Here is a 23,778-nt window from a genome sequence, read left to right on the forward strand (position 1 = left end):
CGGCATGGGTGGAGATTAGAATAGCCCCGGAAGATGAGCCTCTCCGGGGCTATTATCATAACCATAGCTGAGCGTTCTATGAGAACACTCTTGCTTTATCTGGACCGTCCGCGACGGCCTCCCTGTCCTTGAGCCCCGCGCGGTCCGCCTTTGGCCTGTCCACCGCGACCACCTTGTCCTCCGCGCGCGGAACCGCCGCTGTTGCGGTCATACCCGCCGCGCTCGCTGCTTTGCCCTGCGGAGCGACCTTGGCCTCCGCGCGTGGAACCGTCGCTGCTGCGGCTGGAGCGACGTTCGCCGCCTGCGGAAGCTGCGCGCCCTTCGCGCGGCTGTTCCCGCTCGGTGCGGCCACGGCCTGCGCCGTCACGACGGCCGGCCTGTTCGCGGCCGCTGCCCCGGCGTCCGCCGCCGGAACCGTTGCCGCCGAAGGAACGGCGGTCGTTTCTGCCTGAGCGGCGTTCTCCATCCTGCCGCTCAGCCGTACTGGCAGCAGGTCTACGCTGCCCGCCGCCCTCGCTGCTGGTGAATGTGACACCAGCAACCTTCTGGATGTTCCGAAGCTCTGGAACATCCCGTGGCGTGGCGAGCGTTACCGCCACACCTTTACCTCCGGCACGGCCAGTACGCCCGATGCGGTGAATGTAGCTTTCGGCATCCTGCGGCATGTCATAGTTGAAGACATGCGTTACGCCTTCCACGTCCAGGCCGCGTGCGGCTACATCGGTCGCTACAAGCAATTGAAGCTTCGCTTCACGGAACGCCTTCATCACTTGCTCACGCTTGTTCTGGGACAAATCCCCGTGAAGCTCGCCGCTCTCGAAGCCCATTTCTTGCAACTGCTCATTTAACGCAGCAGCACGGCGCTTCGTACGGCAGAAAATAACAGCCAAATACGGACGATCCGCATTCAGCATATCCACTAACGCTTGCTGCTTGCCCCGATCCGTCGTCTGTACAACGACCTGACGGATTTGGCTCACCGGAACGGAAGAAGCAGACTTCACTTTTACATCCACGGGTTCGTTCATATATACACGAGCCAATTTGCGGATACCTGCTGGCATCGTAGCAGAGAACAGCATCGTCTGCCTCCGGTACGGAACTTCCTGAAGAATCGTCTCTACGTCGTTCAGAAAGCCCATGTGCAGCATTTGGTCGGCTTCATCCAGCACCAGCATTTTAACACCGCTCAGATCCAGCGTGCCGCGTCTCAGGTGATCCAGCAGTCGTCCGGGTGTACCGATAATCAACTGTGCGCCGCCCTTCAGCTTGCGAAGCTGACGCTCTACATCCTGTCCTCCGTAAACAGCCAGCAACGACAAGCTTGGCTCCGTAGCCGCCAATAAGTTCGCTTCCTGTGTAATCTGGAGCGCCAGCTCACGCGTTGGAGCAATCACAAGCGCCTGCGGATGGCGCTTGTCCAGATTCATTTTTTGCAAAATCGGCAGTAAAAACGCAAGCGTTTTACCCGTTCCCGTATGCGCCTCGGCAATAACGTCCTGACCTTCCATCAACAGCGGAATGGATTCCTGCTGTACAGGTGTTGGTACTGTAATTCCCTGCTCTTTCAAGGCGTCTACCCAATGCTGCTCTACGCCTAATGCTGCAAAATTCTTCAAGTGATATTCACTTCCCTTATCTGTATTCAATATGTGTCACGTAAAATAGGTTCATGTGCCATATGACATCCATCGTTCCATAGTTCAGAATTCCCATTTTTGTATCGGTTCTCATTCAACCCTTTTCAGGAAGGGAGCTTAACCGTTATCGTTGATTCTGTTCATGTAACCAAAACATACGGCCGCAATGCGGCTCAGGCCGTTCCATATATGACTTTCCTAGTATACGCGAATATGAACGGGTTTCCAAACCATTTTAATGAACGGATGCAAAAGGTGAATTTAGTTGCCATGCCATTTATTATGAACAGAAGAAGTAGTAATTCGTGGAAAGCTCGGATATTTCCCTCCCTTTCATTATGACCAAAATACAGCAACAGATATCACAAAAGACCAGATATTATTAACGATTGAACTATCACCCGCTACCAAACTGACACCCAAATCACCCGATCTGACCCCTTCGGCTGAACAGCCTTCGCTTTCCACGTCTTCAACGGCAACGTTACCCCGTTACGCGGTGAACTTTACTTTTTTAGAGATACAGCAACACGCGCTGACCGCAGAGCACATTAACACATTCGATAACGAGTTTGGAAAGATCATTGACGAAACTAAAATGAAGTGGTAAATTCTAATTCATATAAATCACATTAGAATTGTTGTATTTAGTATTGCGCAAACTAATCGTTTATTATAATCTTCATTAAATAAGGTGGATAAAATTGATAAAATTAATGGATGTATCTAAAATCTATGATGCCAAGAATGGAAAAGTAACAGCTGTCCATAAGGTGAATTTTTCAATACAACAAGGTGAAGTATACGGGATTATTGGCTACAGCGGAGCGGGCAAGAGCACATTAATCCGTTTATTGAACGGACTGGAAACCCCTACGCAAGGAATGGTAGAGATTGCAGGTAATAACATGGGACAGATCAAAGGCCCGCAGCTCCGTAAAGCAAGGCAGGAGATCAGTATGATTTTTCAACACTTTAATTTACTTTGGTCCCGTACGGTTCGTGAAAATATTTCGTTCCCGCTGGAAGTAGCGGGTTTCTCCAAATCCAGGCGGCTAGCCCGTGTGGATGAGTTAATCAAACTTGTCGGGTTAGAAGGGCGAGAAGAAGCTTATCCTTCCCAACTAAGCGGCGGGCAAAAACAGCGGGTCGGAATAGCGAGGGCTCTTGCCAATAATCCGAAAGTGTTGCTGTGTGACGAAGCGACCTCGGCGCTTGATCCGCAAACAACCGATTCCATCTTAGATCTGCTGGTGGATATTAATAAGAAGTTTGGATTAACGATATTGCTTATTACCCATGAAATGCATGTTATTCGTAAAATATGCCACCGGGTTGCCGTTATGGAGAAAGGCTCCATAGTGGAAGAAGGAAATGTCCTAGACGTATTCAGAAACCCGCAGCAACAAGTTACAAAACGTTTCGTACGGCAGCTTTCAGAGCCTGAGGAAACGTTTGAAGCCATCAAGCAATTGCAGGAAACCAATCCGAGCGGGCAAATTGTCCAGCTAACGTTTGTTGGAGGCAAAGCAGAGCAGCCTTTAATTTCGAAAATTCAGAGCCATTTTAGTGTGACAGTTAACATATTTCAGGGAAAGATTTCCTATACACAGGCAGGAGCTTACGGAACCTTGTTTGTTCACATCGATGGACAAGAAGACGAGATCAGTAAAGTCATTGCTTATATCCATGAACAGGGAGTAAAAGTGGAGGTAATGACGTATGCTTGAGCAATTATTTCCGAATGTCACTCCCGAATCAGTCGTTGAGGCAACGGGACAGACCCTGTATATGACAGGCATTGCCGGTGTAGCAACATTTTTTTTCGGTCTCTCCATCGGGCTCTTGTTATTCCTAACTTCAAAAGGCCAACTGTGGGAAAACAAGTCGTTGTACTCATTTATTTCAGTATTCGTCAATATATTTCGTTCCATTCCGTTCATTATACTGATTGTCCTTCTCATCCCGTTTACGAAAGTGGTAGTCGGAACAATGCTTGGAGCCGACGCGGCTTTGCCCGCTTTAATTATTGGTGCAGCACCTTTTTATGCCCGCATGGTTGAAATCGGACTTCGTGAAATCGACAAGGGCGTTATTGAAGCAGCCAGATCCATGGGAGCTAAAACGAGCATGCTCATTTTGAAGGTGCTTATCCCCGAATCGCTGCCCGCTTTAATATCGGGTCTCGCCGTGACAACGATCGCTCTGGTCGGCTACACCGCCATGGCAGGCGCAATCGGTGCCGGTGGCTTAGGAAATCTGGCTTATCTTGAAGGATTTCAGCGGAGCCATAATGACGTAACTTTTGTGGCAACCGTGCTTATCCTGGTCATTGTATTTATCATCCAATTTATTGGTGATTTCATTATAAACAAAATTGATAAACGTTAAGGGGGAAATCTTTTATGAAAAAAATAATTACAACTTTAACTGCTTTAATAGCTGTAGTTTTATTAGTAACTGCTTGCGGAAAAAACAGTTCTTCCGAGGATAATAATAAGAAAATTGTGGTCGGCGCATCTAACATTCCTCATTCCAAAATTCTGGAAGCTGCCAAGCCCCTTCTGAAAGAAAAAGGATATGATCTTGAGATTAAAGTATTTCAGGACTACATACTGCCTAACACGGCATTGGCAAACAAAGAAATTGATGCGAACTATTTTCAACACGTACCTTATTTGAACACTGTACTGGAAGAGCATAAGGATTATAAATTTGTCAACGCTGGCGGAATTCATATTGAACCCATCGGCATCTACTCCCAGAAATATAAAAGCTTAAAAGACCTTCCTCAAAACGGCCTCGTAATTCTGGGTGACGCGGTAGCTGAGCAAGGGCGTATCCTCTCTATTTTCCAGAGGGAAGGCGTGATTAAATTAAAATCTGGAGTCGATGCAGTAACTGCAAGAATATCGGATATTACGGATAATCCTAAAAACTTGACTTTCAAGGCAGATGTAGAACGCGGATTGTTACCACAAGTGTTCAAAAACAATGAAGGTGACGCTGTCGTTATTAATGCAAATTACGCTATTGATGCAGGCCTGGACCCGGTTAAGGACCCGATTGCAGTCGAATCTAAAGAAAACAACCCGTTTGCCAATATTATTACGGTTCGTGAAGGCGATGAGAAACTGGATAAAATTAAAGCATTAGTGGAGGCTCTTCACTCCAAGGAAGTTCAAGATTTCATTAACACAACCTACAAAGGTGCAGTAATTCCTGTAGACAATTAATGGCTAACCGCATCCAAAAGGGTGCGGTTTTTTTATATTTTCTGGATTGTACAAGTATGCAAGACATTTGGGGAAGTAACTATGTACCTTGCGTATGGTGGAGTTTATTTCACCCTTTTACGCTTCTGTGTTACATTATATAAATCAAAGTCTATATCTTCCCGACATGTGTTCCATAACAATTCGTCTATAAGAAAACTTAATGCATCCATGTTGCGCAATCGTTCGACCATCTCTGTAATCACATCTATGTCTTCACGTTGTACATGCCTCTCAAGTTTAACTTACAATCCAAACCAAGAAGCCACGAGCAATATTTTTGATCATGACTTTACTGTTTATGGAGCACCAGAACAATTCGAAAAATTCCCGCTACATATGGGAAGGATAACAAGGTTATCAGAAACCATACAAGAAGAAATAGAAATTAATGGAACTCTTTATTCATTCAATGTAAAGGTAACGCACCATGAGAATAAATTTAGTTTGACACTTGAACATGATTTGAGATTTCATATGACAAAATCAGCCAGTAACCTTGCTATCATTACAATTAGTCTGTCTCAAGTACAGAAACGTAAACATAATTATTTGTAACGTTGAAAGCAAAAAGACCCAACACTTGGAAGTCTGAGTCTTTTTGCTTTAAAGGAATTCATTATGCAAATATATAGATTTACGACATTTATAACTTAATTACATTTTAAAATGATTGTATAAACGTGTCGAGTGCTCTTTACCCAACCTTACAATAATTAGTTCACTTTGCCGCCTTCTACGACCAATTGGTCTGTGAAGCCTTCTCCATAAACGGAGGTCAGTGTGTTCTTGTAGGCTTGATGAACAAAGTTTTCCTTACCCAGCGTATTCAGCTCATTGTTGATCCAGTCCGCTAGCTCTTTATTCCCCTTCGCTACCGCAGGAGCAATCGTGTCCTGACCGCCAAAGGCGGGAATGGTTACAGTGAAGCCGGGATTGGCTTTCGCCCAAGCGATCAGCTCTGTATTATCGTTAGCGATGGCAGCGCCGCGCTTGTCTTTGAGAGCTGAGAAAATTTCTGTGTACTGATCGAATTTGAGCAGCTTAATGTCAGGATAATTTTTCGTAAAATAGGTCTCAGCCGTCGTTCCTTTTGCGACAATCAGCTTCTGATCCGAGTTCTTCAATTGATCAATCGTGGTGATCGGAGCGCTGTTAGGTGATACAATACCAAAGGATAATTTCATGTATGGATTAGCAAAATCGACCTTTTCTTTGCGTTCGTCCGTCACGGTAAAGTTAGCCATGATGATGTCCACCTTGTTGGATTGCAAATAAGCGACCCGGCTGGCGGCATCCACCAAAACGAATTCTACTTTGGACTCATCACCCAAAAGGTCCTTGGCAAATCGTTTCGCAATATACACGTCAAAGCCCTGATTTTTCCCTTCCGAATCCACGTAGCCAAAAGGTGGCTTATCCGCGAATACACCAATTCGAATTTTGCCGTTCTTTTTAATGTCCTCAATCGAGGAAAATTTTGCCGAGCCTGAACTGCCGTTGGCATTGCCGCCTGCTCCCGCACAACCCGTCATTCCAATAAGCAACAAGCCTACAGCCAGCAACAACGCCGTTAACTTCAACCCTTTTTTCATCGTATTATCCCCCTGTTTATATCGTTTCGTACTGAAATATATCCAGAAAGTGCTGGGCACGCTCTGTTTCCGGTTGGGTGAAAAATTGCTGTGGCGTAGTCATTTCGCATATTTGTCCTTGATCCATAAAAACGATGCGGTCCCCCACCGACTTGGCGAATCCCATCTCATGCGTCACGATAATCATCGTCATCCCCTGTCGTGCCAGCTCTCGCATCACATCCAGTACCTCCCTGACCATTTCCGGGTCCAAGGATGCTGTCACTTCGTCAAAAAGCATGATTTCAGGGTTCATACACAGTGCGCGTACAATGGCAATCCGCTGCTTTTGTCCGCCTGATAACTCTCTCGGATACGCATCTTTGCGATCCAATAGACCGACCCGTTCCAATAATTGTTCCGCTTGCTTGAGCACTTCCTGCTTGTTTCTCCGCTGCACTTTAAGCGGGCCTAGCAATATATTGTCCAAAACGGTCATATGGGGAAACAGCTCATAGTTCTGGAATACCATCCCGATATGCTGCCGTATCTCCCGCCAATTCACCTTTTTGTCCGTAAGATCCTGCCCTCTATATCGGATTTCTCCGCCTTGGACTGGCTCCAGACCATTGAGGCATCGCAGAAGTGTGCTTTTTCCGCAGCCCGAAGGGCCAAGAACAACCACGACCTCCCCCTTCGTTACCTCCAGATCAATCTGTTGGAGTACCTTTCGATCACCGAAGCTTTTGTCCAGCCCTCGAATCTCCAGCAAAATCTCCACAGCCTCTGCCATTACGCCCACCCCATCCTGCTAATTTTTCCATCTGCGTTCGAATCTTTTGGAAAGTCTGGACAACGGATAACATACGAGAAAATAGAGTATAAAAATAAAGCCGTACACCCAAAAGGATGCCGCCGGCGCTTTAATCACGCCAAGCTCAATAATCTGTTGTCCGACCTTTACCACCTCTACCACGCCAATCAGCACCACCAATGACGTTGTTTTGATCATCCGTGTCGCCAAATTAATAGAACCCGGCAGCATTCGGCGCACCGCCTGAGGAATGAGCACATGACGGTACAACTGTCCATACGTCAGACCGAGCGCTTGCCCGGATTCCACCTGATGTTTGGGCAACGATTCGAGCGCACCACGAACGATGTCACCGATCTCCGCCGCCCCCCATAAGCTAAACACGATAATTGCTGTCAGCTCCCCGCTAATGTTCACATTCAGCAAAGGCGTTAAGCCGAAGTACACGACATACAGCCAAACCAAAATCGGAATAATGCGAAACGTCTCCAGATAAAGCCGTAATACAAATCGAGTCGGTCCCGACTTTAAAGTGCGCAATAGCCCCATCACGATGCCCAGCACTGTGCCGATCACAATCGAAATAAATGCAATTTCCATCGTAACGAGTAATCCACCTAACAGACGCTCAAAATTGGAACCTTCAAAAAGCACATTAATCCCCGAATTCTGCATATCGCACCTTCCTTTCCACCCATGTCAGCAGCATCGACAAAGGCAAAAGCAGGATGAGATAAGCCAGCACCAGCAGAATCAGCGATTCCGCCGTTTTATAGTACATGCCGATCAGATCTTTTGCCACATTCATAATATCTAGCAATGCAATGGCGCCAACAATAGAGGTTTCTTTGAGCAGAAAAATCGCATTCGCACCTAACGATGGAACACTGATAGTAAAGGCCTGTGGCAAAATAACATATCGCGCCAGTTGCACCTTGGACAATCCCAGACTAAGCCCGGATTCCGTCTGAGTTTTACTCACCGCTTCAATCCCGCCACGGAAGGCCTCTGCCATATACCCTCCGCCCAAAAAGGTCATACCAACGATGGCGCACGTCATTTCGCTCATATGCAGACCGATTTTTGTGAACCCATAGTACAGAAAATACAACTGTACCAGCAGCGGTGTATTTCGGGAAAGCTCGATATACGCCACAATAATGCCACTGATACCTTTCACTTTGTAATACAACACGATACTGCACAGCAAACCGACGATCAGCGAAAAGAGAATGGCCCAAAAAGCAATCTTCAGTGTAAGCCACATCGCCTCGCCATACAGCGGCAAGCTCTCTACGATAAACTCCCAGTCTAAATTCATATGTACATACCTTTCGATTTTCAATTAATCCTATGTATTTTGTAAGTTTAATAATATTGATTGTATTCCAGCGCAATTATTACGTCAATGCTTTGACGAAAATTTGTCATATTTATCTATTCAGGAAGGAAACCTTTGTTTTATTTCAGAATGCATACAAAAAAGCCTGAAATGGCTAAATCCTATTCCAGGCTTTGATTTATTCTATGCGATTATCACACCAGCGGCTCCGTAACTATAGGAACGCCGAGCTTTTCCACAATCAAGCGGCTTTCCTCGTTCAGTCCCCGCAGGGTAATCAATTTACCGGACTTCGTGTACTTTTGCAGCACCTTCCCAATAGCAGTTACCGCAGAATCATCCCAAATATGCGATTGGCTGAAATCCACCACAACGCGCTTCGGATCATCCGAAGGATCAAAATGGTCGACAAAATGAGTCGTCGAAGCGAAAAACATCGGACCTCTAACATGGTACACCTTTTCATCGTTGTCCTCTGTCGCGCTGATGCGGATTTTAGCCATTTTCCAGCCAAAATGCAAGGCACTCAGCAGCACGCCCACAATTACACCCTTGGACAAATCATGCGTAGCCACCACAATGACGACCGTCGTAACCATGATAAATGTGTCCGCCTTGGGAACCTTAGCGATATTGCGGAGTGAATTCCAGTCCACTGTCCCGATACACACCATGAACATGACTCCCACCAGTGCGCCCATCGGTACTTCCTTCACAACCCCGCCGAGCACCAGCAGCAGAAAGGCCAGAAACACCCCTGCCGTGAAAGTGGACAAACGCCCTCTGCCTCCCGAGCTAACATTAATAACGGATTGTCCAATCATGGCACACCCCCCCATACCGCCGAAAAAACCATTTACAAAGTTGGCAATTCCTTGCCCACGGGCTTCACGGTTTTTATTGCTTTTCGTTTCGGTCATTTCATCCAAAATACTGGCTGTCAGCAGCGATTCCAGCAGTCCAACCAGCGCCATCGTAAAGGAATACGGCAGCAAGATCCACAAAGTATGCAACGACCACTCAATTTGCGGCAAATGGAATGAGGGCAGTGAGCTAGTCAGCGTACCGATATCGCCTACGGTTTTGACATTTAACCCGAACGCACACGTGATGATCGTCATGATGACGATTGCCGTCAATGGAGCGGGAATGCTTTTCACAAACTTCGGCAAAATATACACAATGAGTAGCGTACCCGCTACCATCGCGTACATGACCCAATTGGCTCCGTGAAAGTGGGTGAGCTGCGCAATAAAGACGAGAATCGCCAGCGCATTCACAAACCCGGTCATGACCGGCTGCGAAATAAAGCTTATAAAGCGCCCTATTTTCAAAACACCCAGCAGCACCTGAATAATACCTGCTAAAATAGTAGCCGCAAACAGATATTCCACGCCATGATCCTTCACCAAACCCACGACCACCACCGCTACAGCCCCGGTTGCTGCCGAGATCATCGCCGGACGCCCGCCTGCAAAAGAAATGACAATAGCCATTGAAATGGAGGCGTACAGTCCGACCATCGGATTGACACCCGCAATGATCGAGAAGTTAATCGCCTCCGGGATCAGCGCCAGCGCCACGGTCATGCCTGCAAGTATATCAGCCCGGATGTTACCGAACCATTGTTGTCTAAGATTCATACAGTCTCGTTTCAGCCTCCTATATTAACGGAGAACAGCGTGTTGACCCGCAGCCCGGTGTCGTTCCGAGCCTCCGTCCAGCGGCCAATCGCATAGGCTCTCCTATGATTCCGTTCGTTTCTCTCACACGAACCCGCCCGTTACATTCAGTCCATCATTATAACGTAAGGGGTTCGCAGAAACGAGTCAGGTAAGAGGCTGTTTACAGAAAGAAACCATTCGTTCTCTTGATATATCGACCGTTTTCTTCATTTGATTCGTTTTCTTATATTTAAAATTTTCGTAATTCCTGTGTAAGCCCCATTAGGGAGTCAGGAATATCCGCGTCAGAGCTATGCTGGAGCATGCTCTCAAAGTCAGCATGGCTCATCCTTTCCGATCGGTATCTAAAATCTTCCTGATTTAAAAATAGAATACAGCAAAAAGGCAACCATTAAGAGAGCGACGACAAAGCCAATTTCAATCGCAGGCACATTCCACAGCATGGTCGTCTGATGATTCAGCGATGAAGCGATAATCAGGCCGACCATAATGATGCTGAACGCCAGCAGAACGATGCTGAACGACAGGCGATTGCTGATTTGATCCAGCCTGCGCAGAAGCATGTCCAACTCCGGCACGGTGACCTCCAGCTTGAGCTTGCCTTTGCTGATAATCGAAGCTAAATGCCTCGCCTGCCCCGGCAGCTCCATCAGCGTCTCGACCAGCTCGGTCGCACCGCCCAGCAGCTTGCCCCGGATACGACGGCTGCTAAAGCGCTCCTTTAGCAGCTTGTTACCAAAAGGCTCCGCCAGAGCAAAAATGCTGAGATCAGGGTCGAGATGCTCAACGACCCCTTCCAGCGTCAGCAGCGACTTGCCGAGCAGCAAGACGTCTGAAGGCAGGCCGATCCGGTGCCGCTGTGCTGCGCCGAACAGGTCGTTCAGGGCATCCCCGATGCTGACCTGCGAGAATGGAACGTCCGAGTAATCTTCGCGCATTTTATCCAGATCGGCACGCAGCGCGTTCATATCGGTATCTGGATCAACCAGCCCCAGCCGTTCGATAGCCCGAACCATGGCATCGGTATTTTTGCGCATCAGCGCGATAATGAGCGAGGCCAGATGGTTCTTCATATCCTCACTCAGCCGCCCGGTCATGCCGAAGTCCAAATAAGCAAGATTGCCATTTTTCAGGACAAGCAAATTTCCCGGATGAGGATCGGCGTGAAAAAAGCCTTCAATAAAAATTTGATGCAGCATACTGTTTACCAGTTGCTGCGCAAGCTCTTTTAAATCATATCCACGACGTAATAACTCTTCGCGATTGCCCAAATGAGTACCATCCAAAAACTCCATCGTCAAAACACGTGAAGAGGTATGGTCCCAATATATTTTCGGAATATGGATATGCGGGTCCTGCTCGAACTGGAGCGATATTTTCTCCGTATTGCGGGCTTCATGGTTGTAATCCAGTTCTTGAATAAGTGATCTGCCCAGTTCCTCCACCATCTGGCTCAGCTGATAGCGTTCCACCCATTCCCAGCGTTTGACCGCCATTGCCGTCAGTTCCCGCAAAATATCCAGATCCCGCCGAATGATACGGTTAACGCCGGGACGTTGGATTTTAATGGCGACCCGTTCTCCACTGTGCAGCTTACCCAGATGCACCTGACCAATGGAAGCAGCAGCCAGTGGAACATCGTCAAAACGGGACATGATATCCTCCAATGACGTGTCCAACTCCTGTTCCAGAATGCCACGTGCTGTTTCGTGGGAAAAAGGCGGCACCTGATCCTGAAGCTTGACCAGCTCACGGATAATGGGCTCCGGCAACAGGTCTGCGCGCGTACTCGCCAACTGTCCAAGCTTAATGAACGCAGGCCCCAGATCCTCCAGCACCAGCCGAATCCGTTCGCCCAGCGTTTTGGACTCTGGCGTTTCTCTCGTTAGCCACTTACGGGGCAGCGATAATAGCTGGAACAGACCCATTTCCTCCACCATATAGCCAAAGCCATGACGAGCCAGCGCCATGGCAATTTCCCGGTAACGACCGGCGTGCTTTATACGAACCACCATTTTAATCCAGTCGTTTCCCTTCTTCAGCATCGCTCGAACCCGTAAGCGCCGCCTTTTCTTTTTCCAGCTTCGCTACTTGTTTTTCCAGCGATGCCACACGTTGCTCCATACTTGCGATATCATTTTCGGTAGGTACATCCAGCTCCTGCAAAATGCGGCTAACCTGCTCGCGGATCACCGTTTTGAATTGTCCCTGTTCCTCTGCGCCCCGTTCGATCAGACGATCCACCAGCGCTTTGGATTCCGAGGGTGCAAGTTCTCCCCGGTTCACAAGATCCTCGACGGCTTTTTCCACCTTTTCTTTGCTGACAATGGTGAGGCCCCATCCCAATGAGATGGCTTTTTTGAACAAATCGCTCATGATATATCCTCCCCTACCTGTAATTACCTAATAGTATAACCCGAAAAGGGGAGCCGCATAAAGTCTGCAGCTCCCCTCCCTAGTTTGACAACATCAGCTATGTTAGCCCGGCAAGCGTCCAGCCCACTTGGCAGCCTGAAGAATCAGCTTACGATATCCTTCATGCTGGAAGCTTGGCTGATTGTGTCCAGGCATCAAGTAGACGACCCGCCCCAAGCCATAGGACAACGACCAAGCTGCTGGCCACCGTTGGCCCTCGTGTTCGTATTCCATCAACAGTGTTTTTTCAGTAAACGGATCAAAATCAAACCGATACGGCTCCTCCTCAATCTCAAACGGTTCAATCCCCTCCATAATCGGATGGTCCGGCTCCGTCACCTTGAAAGACAACTGACCCGCAGCAGGATGCCGCAAAAAGCGCGCCCCGATGAGCTGTGCAATTTCATACCGGCCTTGCAACGTAATTCCGTTATGTAGCACGAGCAGTCCACCCCCGCCACTGACATAAGATAGCAGCCCTGCTGTTTGCTGAGGAGACAGAACCTCCTTGCGGCTGTCGCAGTACGAGATGCATAAATCAAATGAGGCCAGATTTTCCTTGAGCAGCATTTTACGATTTTCGCTGCATTGTACCGTCATCCAATCCTGTAAAATATGGCTAATCTCTCCGTCCACCCCTTGTAACGGGTGAAACTCCGGATACGTATAATCTCCTAACAACAATGCTTTTCTTCTTTCCATGATGAATCCTCCTTACCTGATCTGTATATAAGGACTATAAAGGTGATGCCCCGTGTCATTTGTTCTTATTTGTGTGGGTCGGGCGCTCCCAAATTTTAATTAGCCCTCACCTGTTGTGCATAACACCGCCATCATCGTCCGAGCTACGGCATATATAATAATTCTACAGGCGGGCTATTAAATCCTTTAGCTGAAGATTATAGCATATATATTCGATCGGAATAAACATATTCAAAAATTTATATGCTTGAACGCTGGCGAATTAATCCGTTTATGGTATACTCGTAAGAAAAAAAGCGTGTCCATGTGTTTTCTAAAAAAAGCTGGATCGCTTTTAGTAAGAAGTTTATGCTTGCGGTTATAGAATTGTTAGTCTTGCTACTTATACATTTTATGAATTTTAAAAACCGGGGAGGTTGCGTGAATGAAGAGGACTGGAATGACCCGACCCTTGGATAGCTTGGGACGAATTGTGCTCCCTAAAGAATTGCGCATGACGATGGAGATTGACATCGGCGATCCATTAGAGTTTTTTATTGAAGACAAGACACTCATGCTCCGTAAGTACAAATCAACCCATTGCATATTTTGCGGTGCGGTTGATACGAACACCTATTTTAAGGACCAATTTATTTGCGACGAATGTGCAGCCGCGATGAAAACGGAAGACTGGCTTCCGGTCACGGCGACAGAAACCAATCCGGCTCCAATCAAGCAAAATATGCATATGAAAAAGCCTTATCAGCGTACAGATGTTATTTTGGGAAAAATGAGAGACCTTATGAAAGAGCATCCAGCCTCCTCACAAAAACAACTCGCTTCTATGCTAGGCGTGAGTCAGGGAAGGATTTCCCAGTTGAAAAAGCTCATGTGAGCGAATTACCAAAAATGTAATGAATACGCTTTCGTGTAATGTAAGGTTGAATCTTATCTAAGTTTAGAAAAGCCGGACTCTTGTCATCAAGGGACCCGGCCTTTTTGGCGTACACACGAAGTCGTTCACTAGGCTTCACTCCCTTCCGGTATCCGTGGGTGAACGACATATCATACAGCTTGGAACGAGCATGAAAAACACTTTAATTCAAGCTCTCCGCCTTATTTTTTAGCATATGCAGCAATTCATCCGGGTCCGCAGAGATACTTAGCAGCGCTGGATGATCAGCCCCGGCAAAGCCCTCCCGCACACTATGCCGCACCATTTCCACCAACGGGTCAAAATATCCGCTCACATTCAGCAGCCCGATGGGCTTGCGATGAATACCAATTTGCGCCCAGCACAGCACCTCGAACAGTTCCTCGAAGGTTCCCAAGCCACCCGGAAGGGCAATAAACGCATCGGCCATTTCACTCATCGCCCCTTTGCGTTCATGCATATTTGCAACCTCAATAAATTCGGTAACCCCCCGATGAATAATCTCTGCATCGAATAACAGAGTCGGCATAATTCCGGTGACCTGACCGCCCCCTGCCAGCATCGCATCCGCGACCTCGCCCATCAGCCCCTTGCTGGAGCCTCCATAGATCAAACGGACATGATGTCGGGCCATAGCCTCTCCAAGCTTGCCTGCCTCCTGAAGATATACCGATGAATGTCCGGGTCTGGACCCGGCAAATACACAAATAGAATTCATAACATCTCAGCTCCTTGTTCTGGTATCCCGTATCGAGGCTTTTTCATTATATTGAATACATATTTTCGCTATAACAAAAACTTCTGTCGATGCATTCCAACAAAAAAAGATAAAGGCCTTGTAGGCCCTTATCTTTATTTTACCCTTTATCGCAAGGATCTGGGTTAGTTTTCAGTTCACGATTTCCAGACCGCAGCCGTGCGCCGAAGCGCTATGCTCAAAATATCTTCCCAGTTCCACCATCATTGCACCCATGCGTTCCTCCACCGGAAACACGATCCGCTCAATCCCTTCCTCCAAAATGGACTGCGCCGTTACCTTGCCTACCGACACAGCAATCACATCCTGGCGAAAGGCTTCCAGCACGTCTTCCATCTGCTTCTGTTCTCTCGCATATTGAGCCAAAAAGCGGATTTGGGGACCGCTGGTGAACGTAACTGCATCCACATTGCGGTTCACGATATCCTGTAGTAATGCTTGTAAATTGCCTTCCTCCGGCGGAATATGCTTATAGGGAAGCACCTGCCGGGTAACGGCGCCTTGCTCGTCCAGCCACTTCACCAGCCGGGGAGCCGGATCACCATGTAGCTGCAAAAACACTTCCTTCCCCTTCAGATCATATGGAGCAAAGGCCTGCGTCAACCCGATCAAGCTTCCGTCCTCGTCCCGTACACAGGGCGTGAAGCCGTGCTTTTTGAGTGCATTGACCGTTTTGTAGCCCCGCGCTGCAATGTTCGAGGAATACAACAGCTCCATAATCTGTGCTGCTACTTCCATATCCTCCGCCATATCGAACAGCGCGTCCAGCCCCATGCCTGTCGTGAAAATGTTCCAGTCCGGCGGCTGCTTCACCCACGATACAATAGCGTTACGCAGCTCGATATCGTCCAGAAAAACCGTGCCCTGAGCCGGACGCAGCACTGGCTCGCCTCCCATTTTTGCAACCAGCAGCGCCATTTCATCTGCTTTACGGGAACTGGCAAGGGCGACTCTCTTGCCTACCATGCGTTGGGCCATCCTGTTTCCCCCCTTGTAGAAGTCGTACTCCTTTATACCAAGTATACAATCAAGGGGCTAAAAGACAAATCAGAATTGCTTTTCCGATGGATATAGTAAGCTTATAAGTCCACTTGTCTTTCAGATGGCTCATCTCCGTCATTTTTTTCTTTACGTTTGGGCCTGATCACCAGCCACAGCACAAAAGGCATCAGCACAAAGAAAACAGTCATAACCATGGCCCATTCCCGGCTAAAGCCATATATTTGTACAATGTTGGAGAACAGCATAAAGGAACAGACGTAACCCAACAAACCGACTGGCCATACAATCAAACTCCCCCAGGCCGGAGCAAACATACGCTTTACAGTCAAACTGATAACGTACAGATCGAACCCTATCTTTGTAAGCAGAGTTGGCACGGTTAAAGCAGCTACAAACAAATCGAACCGATCCAGAAAATCCGTTAGCTGTAACTGACGCGCCAATTCATACGAAGGATAAAACAACCGTGACATAATGGGAATACCGATTACCAGCTCTGTCAGCAGCACAGTCATGATCATAAAAACGGTTCCTGTCAGATGTCCAAGCCACGCACTACGGGGATTATAATTTCTCCCGGAAATCACAAAGGGCAACATCATGATGTCCGCCATATAACCCAACATGCGCCAGCTTCCTCTGGCTACTCCGTCTACATCCGGATGTAAAAACGGTCTCATCACCGAAAAGTCCATATTACGCCCGAAAAATAGGGTCATGGTCAACAGTGTCACAATCAACACCGGCACGAAAAATTCCGCCATATTTACGATAGTGCTAATTCCCCCTTTAGCCATAAACACTAAAGTTAGCAGGAGAATCAGGGAAATCACGACTAGCGGAGTCAGCGGCAAAAGCGCAACCTCCACCATATCCGTAATAATTCTCAAATCCCGCGCGAAAATGATCAGGAATAGGATGAAATACACCGAGAGCAGCATACGCCCCAGCACGGGGTGAGAGCTCACCATGGCCTGAAGCAGATCCTGATCGGGAAAGCGCTGCCCGAGCTTCAGCATCGCCCAGATCGGCAGGCATAACACGATGGCTGCAACCGCACAGGTCCAATAGGCATGCTGATGCGCGTAATCTGCTGCCTGCGCCGGAGCATGTACAATGGTAATACTGACCTCCATCAATACACCAAGCAGCACGATTTGTCTGGTTGTGAACTGTTTCATGGGGTGCGTCTCCTTTTTCCACAAGCATCATTACACTCGTTACAATGTAGGGGGCAGCCACATACCAATGAATCGGGTTAGCCATGTAGCCACATAGACAGTACTCTTTGTCGACGTTCCGTAGATCCAGATGCCTATGCTACAGGCGTACAATACACGTGAGATCCAGCGATTGACAGCAGGTGCGGCGTTCAGACTTTTACGGTCAATCAGATACATGAAGATGATCGCCAGCACCAAGGGCAGCAGAAACACTTTATTCATTCTGGATTTGCTCCTTCTTGATCCCGAATGGCTTGGTAACCGCACCGATATTTTCAATATGCACAACCGGATCTATGGTGACTTCCACCTTGGGGTACAACTGATCCCAACGGGGTTTAATCCGTTCCCATTCATCCGGGAGGCTTGTAATGATAACCCGGCCCAAACCAAGCACATCCGAACGATATTTTTGTTGAATAACCCGGACAGCCTCCCCCAAATCCTCCTTGATCTGACGTTCTACCTGCTGCTCCAGCCACTTCAGGTTTGCTTCGTTGGAAATATCGAAAGTCGTCTCATTCTCCTTTACATTCCCGTTGCAGTTCATTTGAATGTTCATCCGGATATCATCTCCCCGAACATAGGGTTTGATCTGAACGCTGTTTTCGATGAGATGCACGGACAAATAACCACTGCCCTTGGGAGGGGTTATAAATATTTCCGTATCCTTGGCTTGATCCATACCCAGCAGCAAAAACCGACTGAGATGGTTATCTATAATGCCAGTTAATCTATCCTTGCAAAATACAGCCAGCCCATCGACCTGAATATTCGTCTTCTTATCCTTTAAATTAGAGGGGCCGTTCTTCACCACGGACATCACTGGTACAGCCGGATCAATGCCCTCCAGCAGGATGGAGTTCATCAGCAGCTTAATAGAACGGGGCTTTTTCATATAGGAATAATTCAGTTCACGCACCATTTCTGCCGGATATTGCTCAATCGGGGCATCCGCCTGAAGCACCTCCAGCGCCGATCCCTTTGTGATGACCACCAGAGAAGACAGACGGTTCTGCGGAATACGTGCCAATACATCCATCATATTGCTAATCCCTTCCCGTGCCAGTGCCTCGCCGATTAACAACACTCGGCGATGGGAGTAATTCAGCGTTCGTGAAATCCCTCGCTGTTCCTCGGTACTTGCTCCCCGAAAGCTTGGGCCCGTTTTGGACACCAGGTAGTAGGATTTGGTTCCACTTGTACCTCCCCCGCCTCCTGTGCTTCCCGAAGACCCGAGCTGTCCGGGGAGCGCAATTTGCATCGTAACCCGGTATTGGTCACCTTCCTTATCCAGCCCGGTACCCATCACAAAGGCCACATCGTTCACCTCACGGCGATCCCAGCATCCCCCCAAAAGAACAGAACAGAGCAACAGACAGCCGATCACAGCTGCTTTACGTATTTTCCCTACATCAGACCCTCGGGGCTTCATCACCATCCCTCCTCAGTTGTGGGCGATCCATTCATTTTTTCTTTCGCCCGCTTGTTGTTGTCTTTCCTAACCCATGAAGGGCGTTTGATCATTTTCCACCAAGGCGCACGAACGACGATATCCTTTTGATCCATATGTTTGTACGGGCTATATCCGCTCATATAAGGCACGCCAAACGACGTTAGCTTGGTTAAATGCGTAGCAATCAGCGTTGTCGCGATAATGATTCCAAACAATCCGAACGCCCCCGCCATCATCATGATCGGAAACCGCAGCAGACGAACTGTAATCGCAAAGTTAAAACGCGGAATGGTAAACGAAGCAATACCTGTAAGCGACACGATAATGACCATCGGCGCCGATACGATCCCCGCCTGTACGGATGCCTGCCCGATGACGAGCGCGCCGAGGATACTGACAGCCTGACCGACCGTTTTGGGGAGACGAATCCCCGCTTCTCGCAATGCCTCAAAGGAAATCTCCATCATCAATGCTTCCACCAAGGCGGGGAAAGGGATGGATTCACGTGCTGCGGCAATGCTCAAAATGAGCGCCGTCGGCAGCATATCTTGATGATAGGTCGTGACCGCTACATATAATGCAGGCAGGAAGAGAGCCAGGATGAGAAAAAGATAACGAATCCAGCGCACCATATTACTGATAAAAAAACGCTCGTAATAGTCTTCGCTGGCCTGAAGCATCTGCCACATCGTCACTGGCCCAATCAGGGCAAAAGGTGTCCCGTCTACAAAAATGGCAAACCGTCCCTCCAGCAATTGCGCAGTGACGGTATCCGGCCGTTCCGTATATTCCATTTGCGGAAACGGCGAAAACGGATGATCTTCAATCAGTTCTTCGATATATCCAGTCTCCAATAAACCATCAATCTTAATATCCGTAAGCCTGTTCTTTACATCCTCTACCAGCTTCGGATCTATAATGCCTTCAATATAGGTAAGCACTACGCTTGTTTTAGTCTCTGTACCGAGCGTCATGCTGTACATTTTGAGCATCGGCGTTTTAAGCTTGAAACGTAGCAGTGCCGTATTAACGCGAATCGTTTCCGTGAAACCTTCACGTGGACCACGAATAACCGACTCGGTCTGCGGCTCCTCTACTCCACGACGAACGCCTCCCTTGGCGCTGAAAATATAAGCACGGGGCGTACCCTCCACGAACAGAGCTGCATTGGCATCCAATATGGCTTCCGATACCTTATTCCATTGATCCATCGTTTTGGTCTGGGACATGGAAATACGAGTTTCGTCCAGCGGCTCCAATGAGCCGTTCACTTCGGAGTCCTTAAGCATCATGCCCAAAATGACGGGCCGTAGGATATGATCCTGCAAGTCTTCCGATTTCACCGTGCCTTCCAAATAAGCCAACAGCCCTTTGCGGTCGGGGGAAATCTTCAGCTCACGATAGACAATATCAGAACAATCCTTGAAAATATCGCGCAATGCGGTCAAATTGTCTTCCAGACTGCTCCGCAACGGCTGTTCCAGCCACGGCGGTTCAGGGAGGCCCTTGGGAACACGGTAATCTCGCATCCTGCGGTCCTGAGCCGGAACCGCTCTTCGGCTCCATGGCAATCTCGGCAACTTAGGAAAGCGTCCTTTCTTCATCGGTATCCCCCCTTTACGAATGATCCGGATAGGTAATATAACATGTAGGATGTACCAGCCTGTACAGGATTATGTATCCAACAAACTCAGCATGTTGAACCAATGACAAAAAGAACCTTCAATCATGGAGGCCATTGAAAAACTGTTGATTTCCGAAAATAAAAAGATTTTTGGGGTACAAATATGTCTCCCTGAACGCAAAACGAGCCTTAGAAGCGATTCTAAAGGCTCGTTTTTATTTTGAGTATTCACTTACATCAAACGTAAGGACGATATTTGCTTATGATATCCTCTATTTTTCCATTAATTCATTGAATATCTCTCTATCTTCGGAAGTAAAGTCGGAAATCTGTTTCTTTTGCTTGTATGTGTTGGTACTTGAATCCAATTTAATGAAGCTTTTTTCACCAACCAAATACACAATATTTTTTTCTATCTTATATGACACAATATTATCAACAGTATTTTCCGTTGGATCAGCAAGATGATTATAAAGTATTAAAGGGTCGTCCGGCCCCCCTCTCAAAATTTGAAAAGTCCCGTCACCAAAATATTCTACGGTATCTTTGCCTGATGGGTATTTATATATCGTATTATCCCCAGAATTCAACAGTAAAATTAGAGTAGTAGTTGTAACTAGTATAGCAATCAAGATCAAGATATATCTACGCTTCATCTGCAATTCACACCTCACTTCCAAGCTTTTCTTGTATCAGTTACTGTAACATAAGATGTATACTCATTGAGCGTTCAATGGATGTTACTATACCAGTCATAACCATATCGTCGAACGGGCTAAAAACGGTAAGATTACGGTTACGGTTACGCACCTAAGAAAAGCTTTCCTCCTAAGACACAAGCAAGTATCGTAAAGACAGCGGGGATTAAGGGCTGAACAGCCGACAACACCTTAATTCCTCTCAGGTGCTACAGGAAGGATTGAAGCGGAGCCTTGGTATTGATCCTTTAGAAAAGCGGTAACACAAGGTAATCATATGGGGGGTCTGTTCATGAATAGTCATGATGAATTTGAAAGCCTGCTTAAATCCATTGTGGATCAGCACCGTAAGCATGGTCTAATGACCATAGACCTGTCCTCGACCAGTGGGATAAGCTCGCTAGAGGCTATTTAGCAGACGCGCATAGTTTGCGATTGCATCAAGGGGCGGATATTGCCAAAGAAGCTATTATTTTGCGTCCGAAGACAATGAACCGGATACGCCCCATACTTCCACATTAACTTTGTTTGAACTGCCGCGGAACTGAATTGTATATCGTCCGGAACGCATAGAACCAGCACTTCTCCAAACAGTTTCACTGTTTTTGCTGATTGTCTGGCCGTCAACATACGCTTTACCAGAATCATTGTGCTCTACAGTAAAATCAACCGGGGTATTTGCATAGTTTCTAATGCGCAATTTAACATACCCGAAACCCTTAGGAACCTCGAAGCTGCCTGGTGCAGTTGCACTTCCCCCTACAGTAAAGTTAAAAGTGTTTCCCACGCTCTGCGGAGTTATGACATGGTCACCAGTAGCTGTTGTACCCGCCTCTTGGGTCGCAGTAGTGGATGTATTCGCAGAATCACTTACGTCTGAATCTGCAAAAATTGCACTTGTTATGGCAACAGCCCACTGCTAGTAAACCTAAAGATAAGACAGATGCAATTAAATGTTTTTTGTTCATATATATTCCTCCTTATATTAAAATACCATGTCATTATACCAAAAGATTTCACTCTTTATATATTTTATACAAAAAAGTCATCATTCAACAAAAAAGTCTATATTACAAGCAGCGCTATAAAAAACAATCCCCGCCGACCAGTTAAGGTTAGCGGGGATTATTTTGTTTACGTTTAAGAACCTCCAACCTGTACTTGAGGCCGTATATCATGCGACTGAACAGGTACAGTAACAATAAACAAAAAACTAGCTGCGACGATCAGCAGTACCATTTTTTTTAACATTGTTAATCCACACCTTTTCTAATAGTTTGAAATACTCTTCTCTGGTCTCAGGAAGCGCATATGCTTGGAAGTGTGCAAAAAGCCCTGTATAATTTATAAAATAATCCTTATTATTTAGTGTATGCGCGTTTACCATTGCACACAACAAGTGATTAAAACCATCAATGTAAGAACCTCGATGTAAATAATAATAAGCTAACTCGTAACCAAACCACGCAATATAGTCCGGTATCACCTGTTGGTTATACATATCATCGGATAGAGGTTGTTTAGAAAACGAATTAATCTCCGTTTCAAACCGTTGAAGTATATCATCCACTTCCAATTCAAATCGGTTTGCTGCAATTATAACATTCAACAATTTGGAGATTTTCTCTTGTTCATTAGAACCTGATGTTGCTGCTATATATTCAACATAATCTTGAAGCACACTGATATCACCAGACAGAAGTTTATTAACGTAAGTATTACATTGCGTCCAATCTTTGTACAGTTTGATCCAATACAGAGTATCCTCGTCCGTCTCTTTGACCCAATCCAAGTCTGCGTAGGCGTATGTATATTGTAGAGCTTGTTGATAATCGCCTTGGGCTTCACAGACACTTGCACACAACAAATCGGCATAGGTGATGTACACAAACATGGGACGACTCAGCTTCTTTTCAGACTCATTGCGCTCTAGCTTCTTCTGTTGATGTTTCATCGAATATTGAACTTTCGCTTTCACCTTCATTTTTCTCGCCATTTCCTCTACCTTGTCCCATTCACGCAAAGACCTATACACGTTCGCCAAATCCTTCAATGCGTCAAGCTGGTCTATTTCATCTAGGCGTTCAACAAAAGCTTCAAATATTGTAGCTGCCCTGAGATTGCGTTTTTGATCGGCTCCAATCTGAATCGTGAATATACGATATTGACAGGTTGCCAAGCGATCAGAGTGCTGGTACTTTTCACTCTCGGACACGTTTTCATAAAGGTAAGCCGCTGCCTCTTGATAACCATGTTTGAAACAATTTTCGGCTAGTTCAAAGAGTAAGGGGGGATAGATTAGTTTATCTAACAACAGGCTCACTACTTTTTGCAAGCAATCCAGCCGATTAAACTGCACACATCGGTACAAAAGGGGGCCGATTCTTCGCCAGTCGAGGGGTTCTTCTATAATGCACTCTTCAATATAGCACTCATAAAAATGATCCGGTGGTACCTCCATTCCTAGCGTAATCAGATCCAATTGATTCATGGAAATGGGCTTATTCCCCGTCACAATACCACTGACGGTGCCCGGATTCAATCCTGAGATATGTCCAAACTTGGTCATACTCAATCCTTTCCGTCTCAGATATTTTTCCAATTCTGCTCTTATCGTAGGTGTATGCTTCATGTCATAGCCACCTCTCACATAAAAAT

24 protein-coding genes are annotated in these 23,778 nt (G+C 46.9%); 6 read left to right on the forward strand and 18 right to left on the reverse strand.

Going from position 1 to position 23,778, the window contains the following annotated elements; genetic code table 11:
• Nucleotides 1–95: 95 nt before the first annotated feature.
• Nucleotides 96–1,619 carry a DEAD/DEAH box helicase gene (locus tag ACWGOO_RS12580; RefSeq protein ID WP_452483826.1) on the reverse strand — a complete coding sequence of 508 codons (1,524 nt, stop codon included), beginning with the start codon at nucleotides 1,617–1,619 and terminating at the stop codon, nucleotides 96–98.
• A gap of 322 nt (nucleotides 1,620–1,941) precedes the next feature.
• On the opposite strand from ACWGOO_RS12580, the gene ACWGOO_RS12585 reads away from it, so the two are divergent.
• The 4 genes from ACWGOO_RS12585 (at nucleotide 1,942) to ACWGOO_RS12600 (ending at nucleotide 4,876) form a co-directional block, all read left to right on the forward strand.
• Nucleotides 1,942–2,250: a hypothetical protein gene (locus ACWGOO_RS12585; RefSeq protein ID WP_452484017.1), complete on the forward strand. Its 309-nt coding sequence runs from the start codon at nucleotides 1,942–1,944 to the stop codon at nucleotides 2,248–2,250.
• A 94-nt stretch (nucleotides 2,251–2,344) separates the two neighbouring features.
• A complete protein-coding gene (locus tag ACWGOO_RS12590; protein WP_452483828.1) occupies nucleotides 2,345–3,370 on the forward strand; it encodes a methionine ABC transporter ATP-binding protein in 1,026 nt (341 codons plus the stop codon).
• A complete protein-coding gene (locus tag ACWGOO_RS12595) occupies nucleotides 3,363–4,031 on the forward strand; it encodes a methionine ABC transporter permease (protein ID WP_452483830.1) in 669 nt (222 codons plus the stop codon). The genes ACWGOO_RS12590 and ACWGOO_RS12595 overlap by 8 nt, the downstream gene beginning before the upstream one ends.
• Nucleotides 4,032–4,045: 14 nt before the next feature.
• On the forward strand, nucleotides 4,046–4,876 hold the full coding sequence (locus tag ACWGOO_RS12600) for a MetQ/NlpA family ABC transporter substrate-binding protein (protein ID WP_452483832.1): 831 nt from the start codon (nucleotides 4,046–4,048) through the stop codon (nucleotides 4,874–4,876).
• A 755-nt stretch (nucleotides 4,877–5,631) separates the two neighbouring features.
• On the opposite strand, the gene ACWGOO_RS12605 is transcribed toward ACWGOO_RS12600, so the two are convergent.
• The 8 genes from ACWGOO_RS12605 to ACWGOO_RS12640 all read right to left on the reverse strand — a co-directional run bounded on the left by ACWGOO_RS12605 (nucleotide 5,632) and on the right by ACWGOO_RS12640 (nucleotide 13,447).
• Entirely contained in the window at nucleotides 5,632–6,510 is an 879-nt protein-coding gene (locus ACWGOO_RS12605) for a cysteine ABC transporter substrate-binding protein (protein WP_452483834.1), read from the reverse strand.
• A 16-nt stretch (nucleotides 6,511–6,526) separates the two neighbouring features.
• Nucleotides 6,527–7,282 carry an amino acid ABC transporter ATP-binding protein gene (locus tag ACWGOO_RS12610; protein WP_452483836.1) on the reverse strand — a complete coding sequence of 252 codons (756 nt, stop codon included), beginning with the start codon at nucleotides 7,280–7,282 and terminating at the stop codon, nucleotides 6,527–6,529.
• An 18-nt stretch (nucleotides 7,283–7,300) separates the two neighbouring features.
• Nucleotides 7,301–7,978, reverse strand: a complete 678-nt coding sequence (locus ACWGOO_RS12615) for an amino acid ABC transporter permease (protein ID WP_452483838.1) — start codon at nucleotides 7,976–7,978, stop codon at nucleotides 7,301–7,303.
• The gene (locus tag ACWGOO_RS12620) at nucleotides 7,959–8,624 is read right to left on the reverse strand and encodes an amino acid ABC transporter permease (protein ID WP_452483840.1); all 666 of its coding nucleotides are present in this window, start codon (nucleotides 8,622–8,624) and stop codon (nucleotides 7,959–7,961) included. The genes ACWGOO_RS12615 and ACWGOO_RS12620 overlap by 20 nt, the downstream gene beginning before the upstream one ends.
• Nucleotides 8,625–8,839: 215 nt before the next feature.
• Nucleotides 8,840–10,288 (reverse strand): SulP family inorganic anion transporter, encoded by a 1,449-nt coding sequence (locus tag ACWGOO_RS12625; protein ID WP_452483842.1) that lies wholly within the window; start codon nucleotides 10,286–10,288, stop codon nucleotides 8,840–8,842.
• Between the two features lie 386 nt (nucleotides 10,289–10,674).
• A complete protein-coding gene (locus tag ACWGOO_RS12630) occupies nucleotides 10,675–12,345 on the reverse strand; it encodes an ABC1 kinase family protein (RefSeq protein WP_452484019.1) in 1,671 nt (556 codons plus the stop codon).
• Nucleotide 12,346: 1 nt separating this feature from the next.
• Nucleotides 12,347–12,706: a phasin family protein gene (locus tag ACWGOO_RS12635; protein ID WP_452483844.1), complete on the reverse strand. Its 360-nt coding sequence runs from the start codon at nucleotides 12,704–12,706 to the stop codon at nucleotides 12,347–12,349.
• 102 nt (nucleotides 12,707–12,808) lie between these two features.
• Nucleotides 12,809–13,447, reverse strand: a complete 639-nt coding sequence (locus ACWGOO_RS12640; protein WP_354450123.1) for a ThuA domain-containing protein — start codon at nucleotides 13,445–13,447, stop codon at nucleotides 12,809–12,811.
• A gap of 424 nt (nucleotides 13,448–13,871) precedes the next feature.
• On the opposite strand from ACWGOO_RS12640, the gene ACWGOO_RS12645 reads away from it, so the two are divergent.
• Nucleotides 13,872–14,321: an AbrB/MazE/SpoVT family DNA-binding domain-containing protein gene (locus ACWGOO_RS12645; RefSeq protein ID WP_452483847.1), complete on the forward strand. Its 450-nt coding sequence runs from the start codon at nucleotides 13,872–13,874 to the stop codon at nucleotides 14,319–14,321.
• A gap of 202 nt (nucleotides 14,322–14,523) precedes the next feature.
• Here the strand turns inward: ACWGOO_RS12645 and ACWGOO_RS12650 are convergent, their stop codons facing one another.
• The 7 genes from ACWGOO_RS12650 to ACWGOO_RS12680 form a co-directional block, all read right to left on the reverse strand.
• Nucleotides 14,524–15,078, reverse strand: a complete 555-nt coding sequence (locus tag ACWGOO_RS12650) for an LOG family protein (protein WP_452483849.1) — start codon at nucleotides 15,076–15,078, stop codon at nucleotides 14,524–14,526.
• A gap of 171 nt (nucleotides 15,079–15,249) precedes the next feature.
• Complete coding sequence (locus ACWGOO_RS12655) at nucleotides 15,250–16,095, reverse strand: uroporphyrinogen-III synthase (protein WP_452483851.1); 846 nt, start codon at nucleotides 16,093–16,095, stop codon at nucleotides 15,250–15,252.
• A 101-nt stretch (nucleotides 16,096–16,196) separates the two neighbouring features.
• Nucleotides 16,197–17,300 carry a GerAB/ArcD/ProY family transporter gene (locus ACWGOO_RS12660; protein ID WP_452483853.1) on the reverse strand — a complete coding sequence of 368 codons (1,104 nt, stop codon included), beginning with the start codon at nucleotides 17,298–17,300 and terminating at the stop codon, nucleotides 16,197–16,199.
• 39 nt (nucleotides 17,301–17,339) lie between these two features.
• A complete protein-coding gene (locus tag ACWGOO_RS12665) occupies nucleotides 17,340–17,564 on the reverse strand; it encodes a hypothetical protein (protein ID WP_452483855.1) in 225 nt (74 codons plus the stop codon).
• On the reverse strand, nucleotides 17,557–18,777 hold the full coding sequence (locus tag ACWGOO_RS12670; RefSeq protein ID WP_452483857.1) for a Ger(x)C family spore germination protein: 1,221 nt from the start codon (nucleotides 18,775–18,777) through the stop codon (nucleotides 17,557–17,559). Before ACWGOO_RS12670 ends, ACWGOO_RS12665 begins: the two co-directional genes overlap by 8 nt.
• Nucleotides 18,777–20,402, reverse strand: a complete 1,626-nt coding sequence (locus tag ACWGOO_RS12675) for a spore germination protein (RefSeq protein ID WP_452483859.1) — start codon at nucleotides 20,400–20,402, stop codon at nucleotides 18,777–18,779. The genes ACWGOO_RS12670 and ACWGOO_RS12675 overlap by 1 nt, the downstream gene beginning before the upstream one ends.
• 292 nt (nucleotides 20,403–20,694) lie before the next feature.
• A complete protein-coding gene (locus tag ACWGOO_RS12680; RefSeq protein WP_452483861.1) occupies nucleotides 20,695–21,078 on the reverse strand; it encodes a hypothetical protein in 384 nt (127 codons plus the stop codon).
• Between the two features lie 334 nt (nucleotides 21,079–21,412).
• Here ACWGOO_RS12680 and ACWGOO_RS12685 point away from each other — a divergent pair, with 334 nt between their 5' ends.
• A complete protein-coding gene (locus tag ACWGOO_RS12685) occupies nucleotides 21,413–21,535 on the forward strand; it encodes a hypothetical protein (protein ID WP_452483863.1) in 123 nt (40 codons plus the stop codon).
• 54 nt (nucleotides 21,536–21,589) lie between these two features.
• On the opposite strand, the gene ACWGOO_RS12690 is transcribed toward ACWGOO_RS12685, so the two are convergent.
• Together ACWGOO_RS12690 and ACWGOO_RS12695 are read right to left on the reverse strand one after the other, a co-directional pair.
• Nucleotides 21,590–21,907 (reverse strand): hypothetical protein, encoded by a 318-nt coding sequence (locus ACWGOO_RS12690; RefSeq protein WP_452483865.1) that lies wholly within the window; start codon nucleotides 21,905–21,907, stop codon nucleotides 21,590–21,592.
• 426 nt (nucleotides 21,908–22,333) lie between these two features.
• Complete coding sequence (locus ACWGOO_RS12695; protein ID WP_452483867.1) at nucleotides 22,334–23,752, reverse strand: helix-turn-helix domain-containing protein; 1,419 nt, start codon at nucleotides 23,750–23,752, stop codon at nucleotides 22,334–22,336.
• Nucleotides 23,753–23,778 lie beyond the last annotated feature (26 nt).

The sequence above is a fragment of the Paenibacillus sp. NPDC055715 genome (assembly GCF_053617595.1).

Coding starts and splice junctions, on each gene's coding strand:
- ACWGOO_RS12595 (WP_452483830.1), top strand. CDS start 3,363: ATGCTTGAGCAATTATTTCCGAATGTCACTCCCGAATCAGTCGTTGAG.
- ACWGOO_RS12600 (WP_452483832.1), top strand. CDS start 4,046: ATGAAAAAAATAATTACAACTTTAACTGCTTTAATAGCTGTAGTTTTA.
- ACWGOO_RS12605 (WP_452483834.1), bottom strand. CDS start 6,510: ATGAAAAAAGGGTTGAAGTTAACGGCGTTGTTGCTGGCTGTAGGCTTG.
- ACWGOO_RS12610 (WP_452483836.1), bottom strand. CDS start 7,282: ATGGCAGAGGCTGTGGAGATTTTGCTGGAGATTCGAGGGCTGGACAAA.
- ACWGOO_RS12615 (WP_452483838.1), bottom strand. CDS start 7,978: ATGCAGAATTCGGGGATTAATGTGCTTTTTGAAGGTTCCAATTTTGAG.
- ACWGOO_RS12620 (WP_452483840.1), bottom strand. CDS start 8,624: ATGAATTTAGACTGGGAGTTTATCGTAGAGAGCTTGCCGCTGTATGGC.
- ACWGOO_RS12625 (WP_452483842.1), bottom strand. CDS start 10,288: ATGAATCTTAGACAACAATGGTTCGGTAACATCCGGGCTGATATACTT.
- ACWGOO_RS12630 (WP_452484019.1), bottom strand. CDS start 12,345: ATGGTGGTTCGTATAAAGCACGCCGGTCGTTACCGGGAAATTGCCATG.
- ACWGOO_RS12635 (WP_452483844.1), bottom strand. CDS start 12,706: ATGAGCGATTTGTTCAAAAAAGCCATCTCATTGGGATGGGGCCTCACC.
- ACWGOO_RS12640 (WP_354450123.1), bottom strand. CDS start 13,447: ATGGAAAGAAGAAAAGCATTGTTGTTAGGAGATTATACGTATCCGGAG.
- ACWGOO_RS12645 (WP_452483847.1), top strand. CDS start 13,872: ATGAAGAGGACTGGAATGACCCGACCCTTGGATAGCTTGGGACGAATT.
- ACWGOO_RS12650 (WP_452483849.1), bottom strand. CDS start 15,078: ATGAATTCTATTTGTGTATTTGCCGGGTCCAGACCCGGACATTCATCG.
- ACWGOO_RS12655 (WP_452483851.1), bottom strand. CDS start 16,095: ATGGCCCAACGCATGGTAGGCAAGAGAGTCGCCCTTGCCAGTTCCCGT.
- ACWGOO_RS12660 (WP_452483853.1), bottom strand. CDS start 17,300: ATGAAACAGTTCACAACCAGACAAATCGTGCTGCTTGGTGTATTGATG.
- ACWGOO_RS12665 (WP_452483855.1), bottom strand. CDS start 17,564: ATGAATAAAGTGTTTCTGCTGCCCTTGGTGCTGGCGATCATCTTCATG.
- ACWGOO_RS12670 (WP_452483857.1), bottom strand. CDS start 18,777: ATGAAGCCCCGAGGGTCTGATGTAGGGAAAATACGTAAAGCAGCTGTG.
- ACWGOO_RS12675 (WP_452483859.1), bottom strand. CDS start 20,402: ATGAAGAAAGGACGCTTTCCTAAGTTGCCGAGATTGCCATGGAGCCGA.
- ACWGOO_RS12680 (WP_452483861.1), bottom strand. CDS start 21,078: ATGAAGCGTAGATATATCTTGATCTTGATTGCTATACTAGTTACAACT.
- ACWGOO_RS12685 (WP_452483863.1), top strand. CDS start 21,413: ATGAATAGTCATGATGAATTTGAAAGCCTGCTTAAATCCATTGTGGAT.
- ACWGOO_RS12695 (WP_452483867.1), bottom strand. CDS start 23,752: ATGAAGCATACACCTACGATAAGAGCAGAATTGGAAAAATATCTGAGA.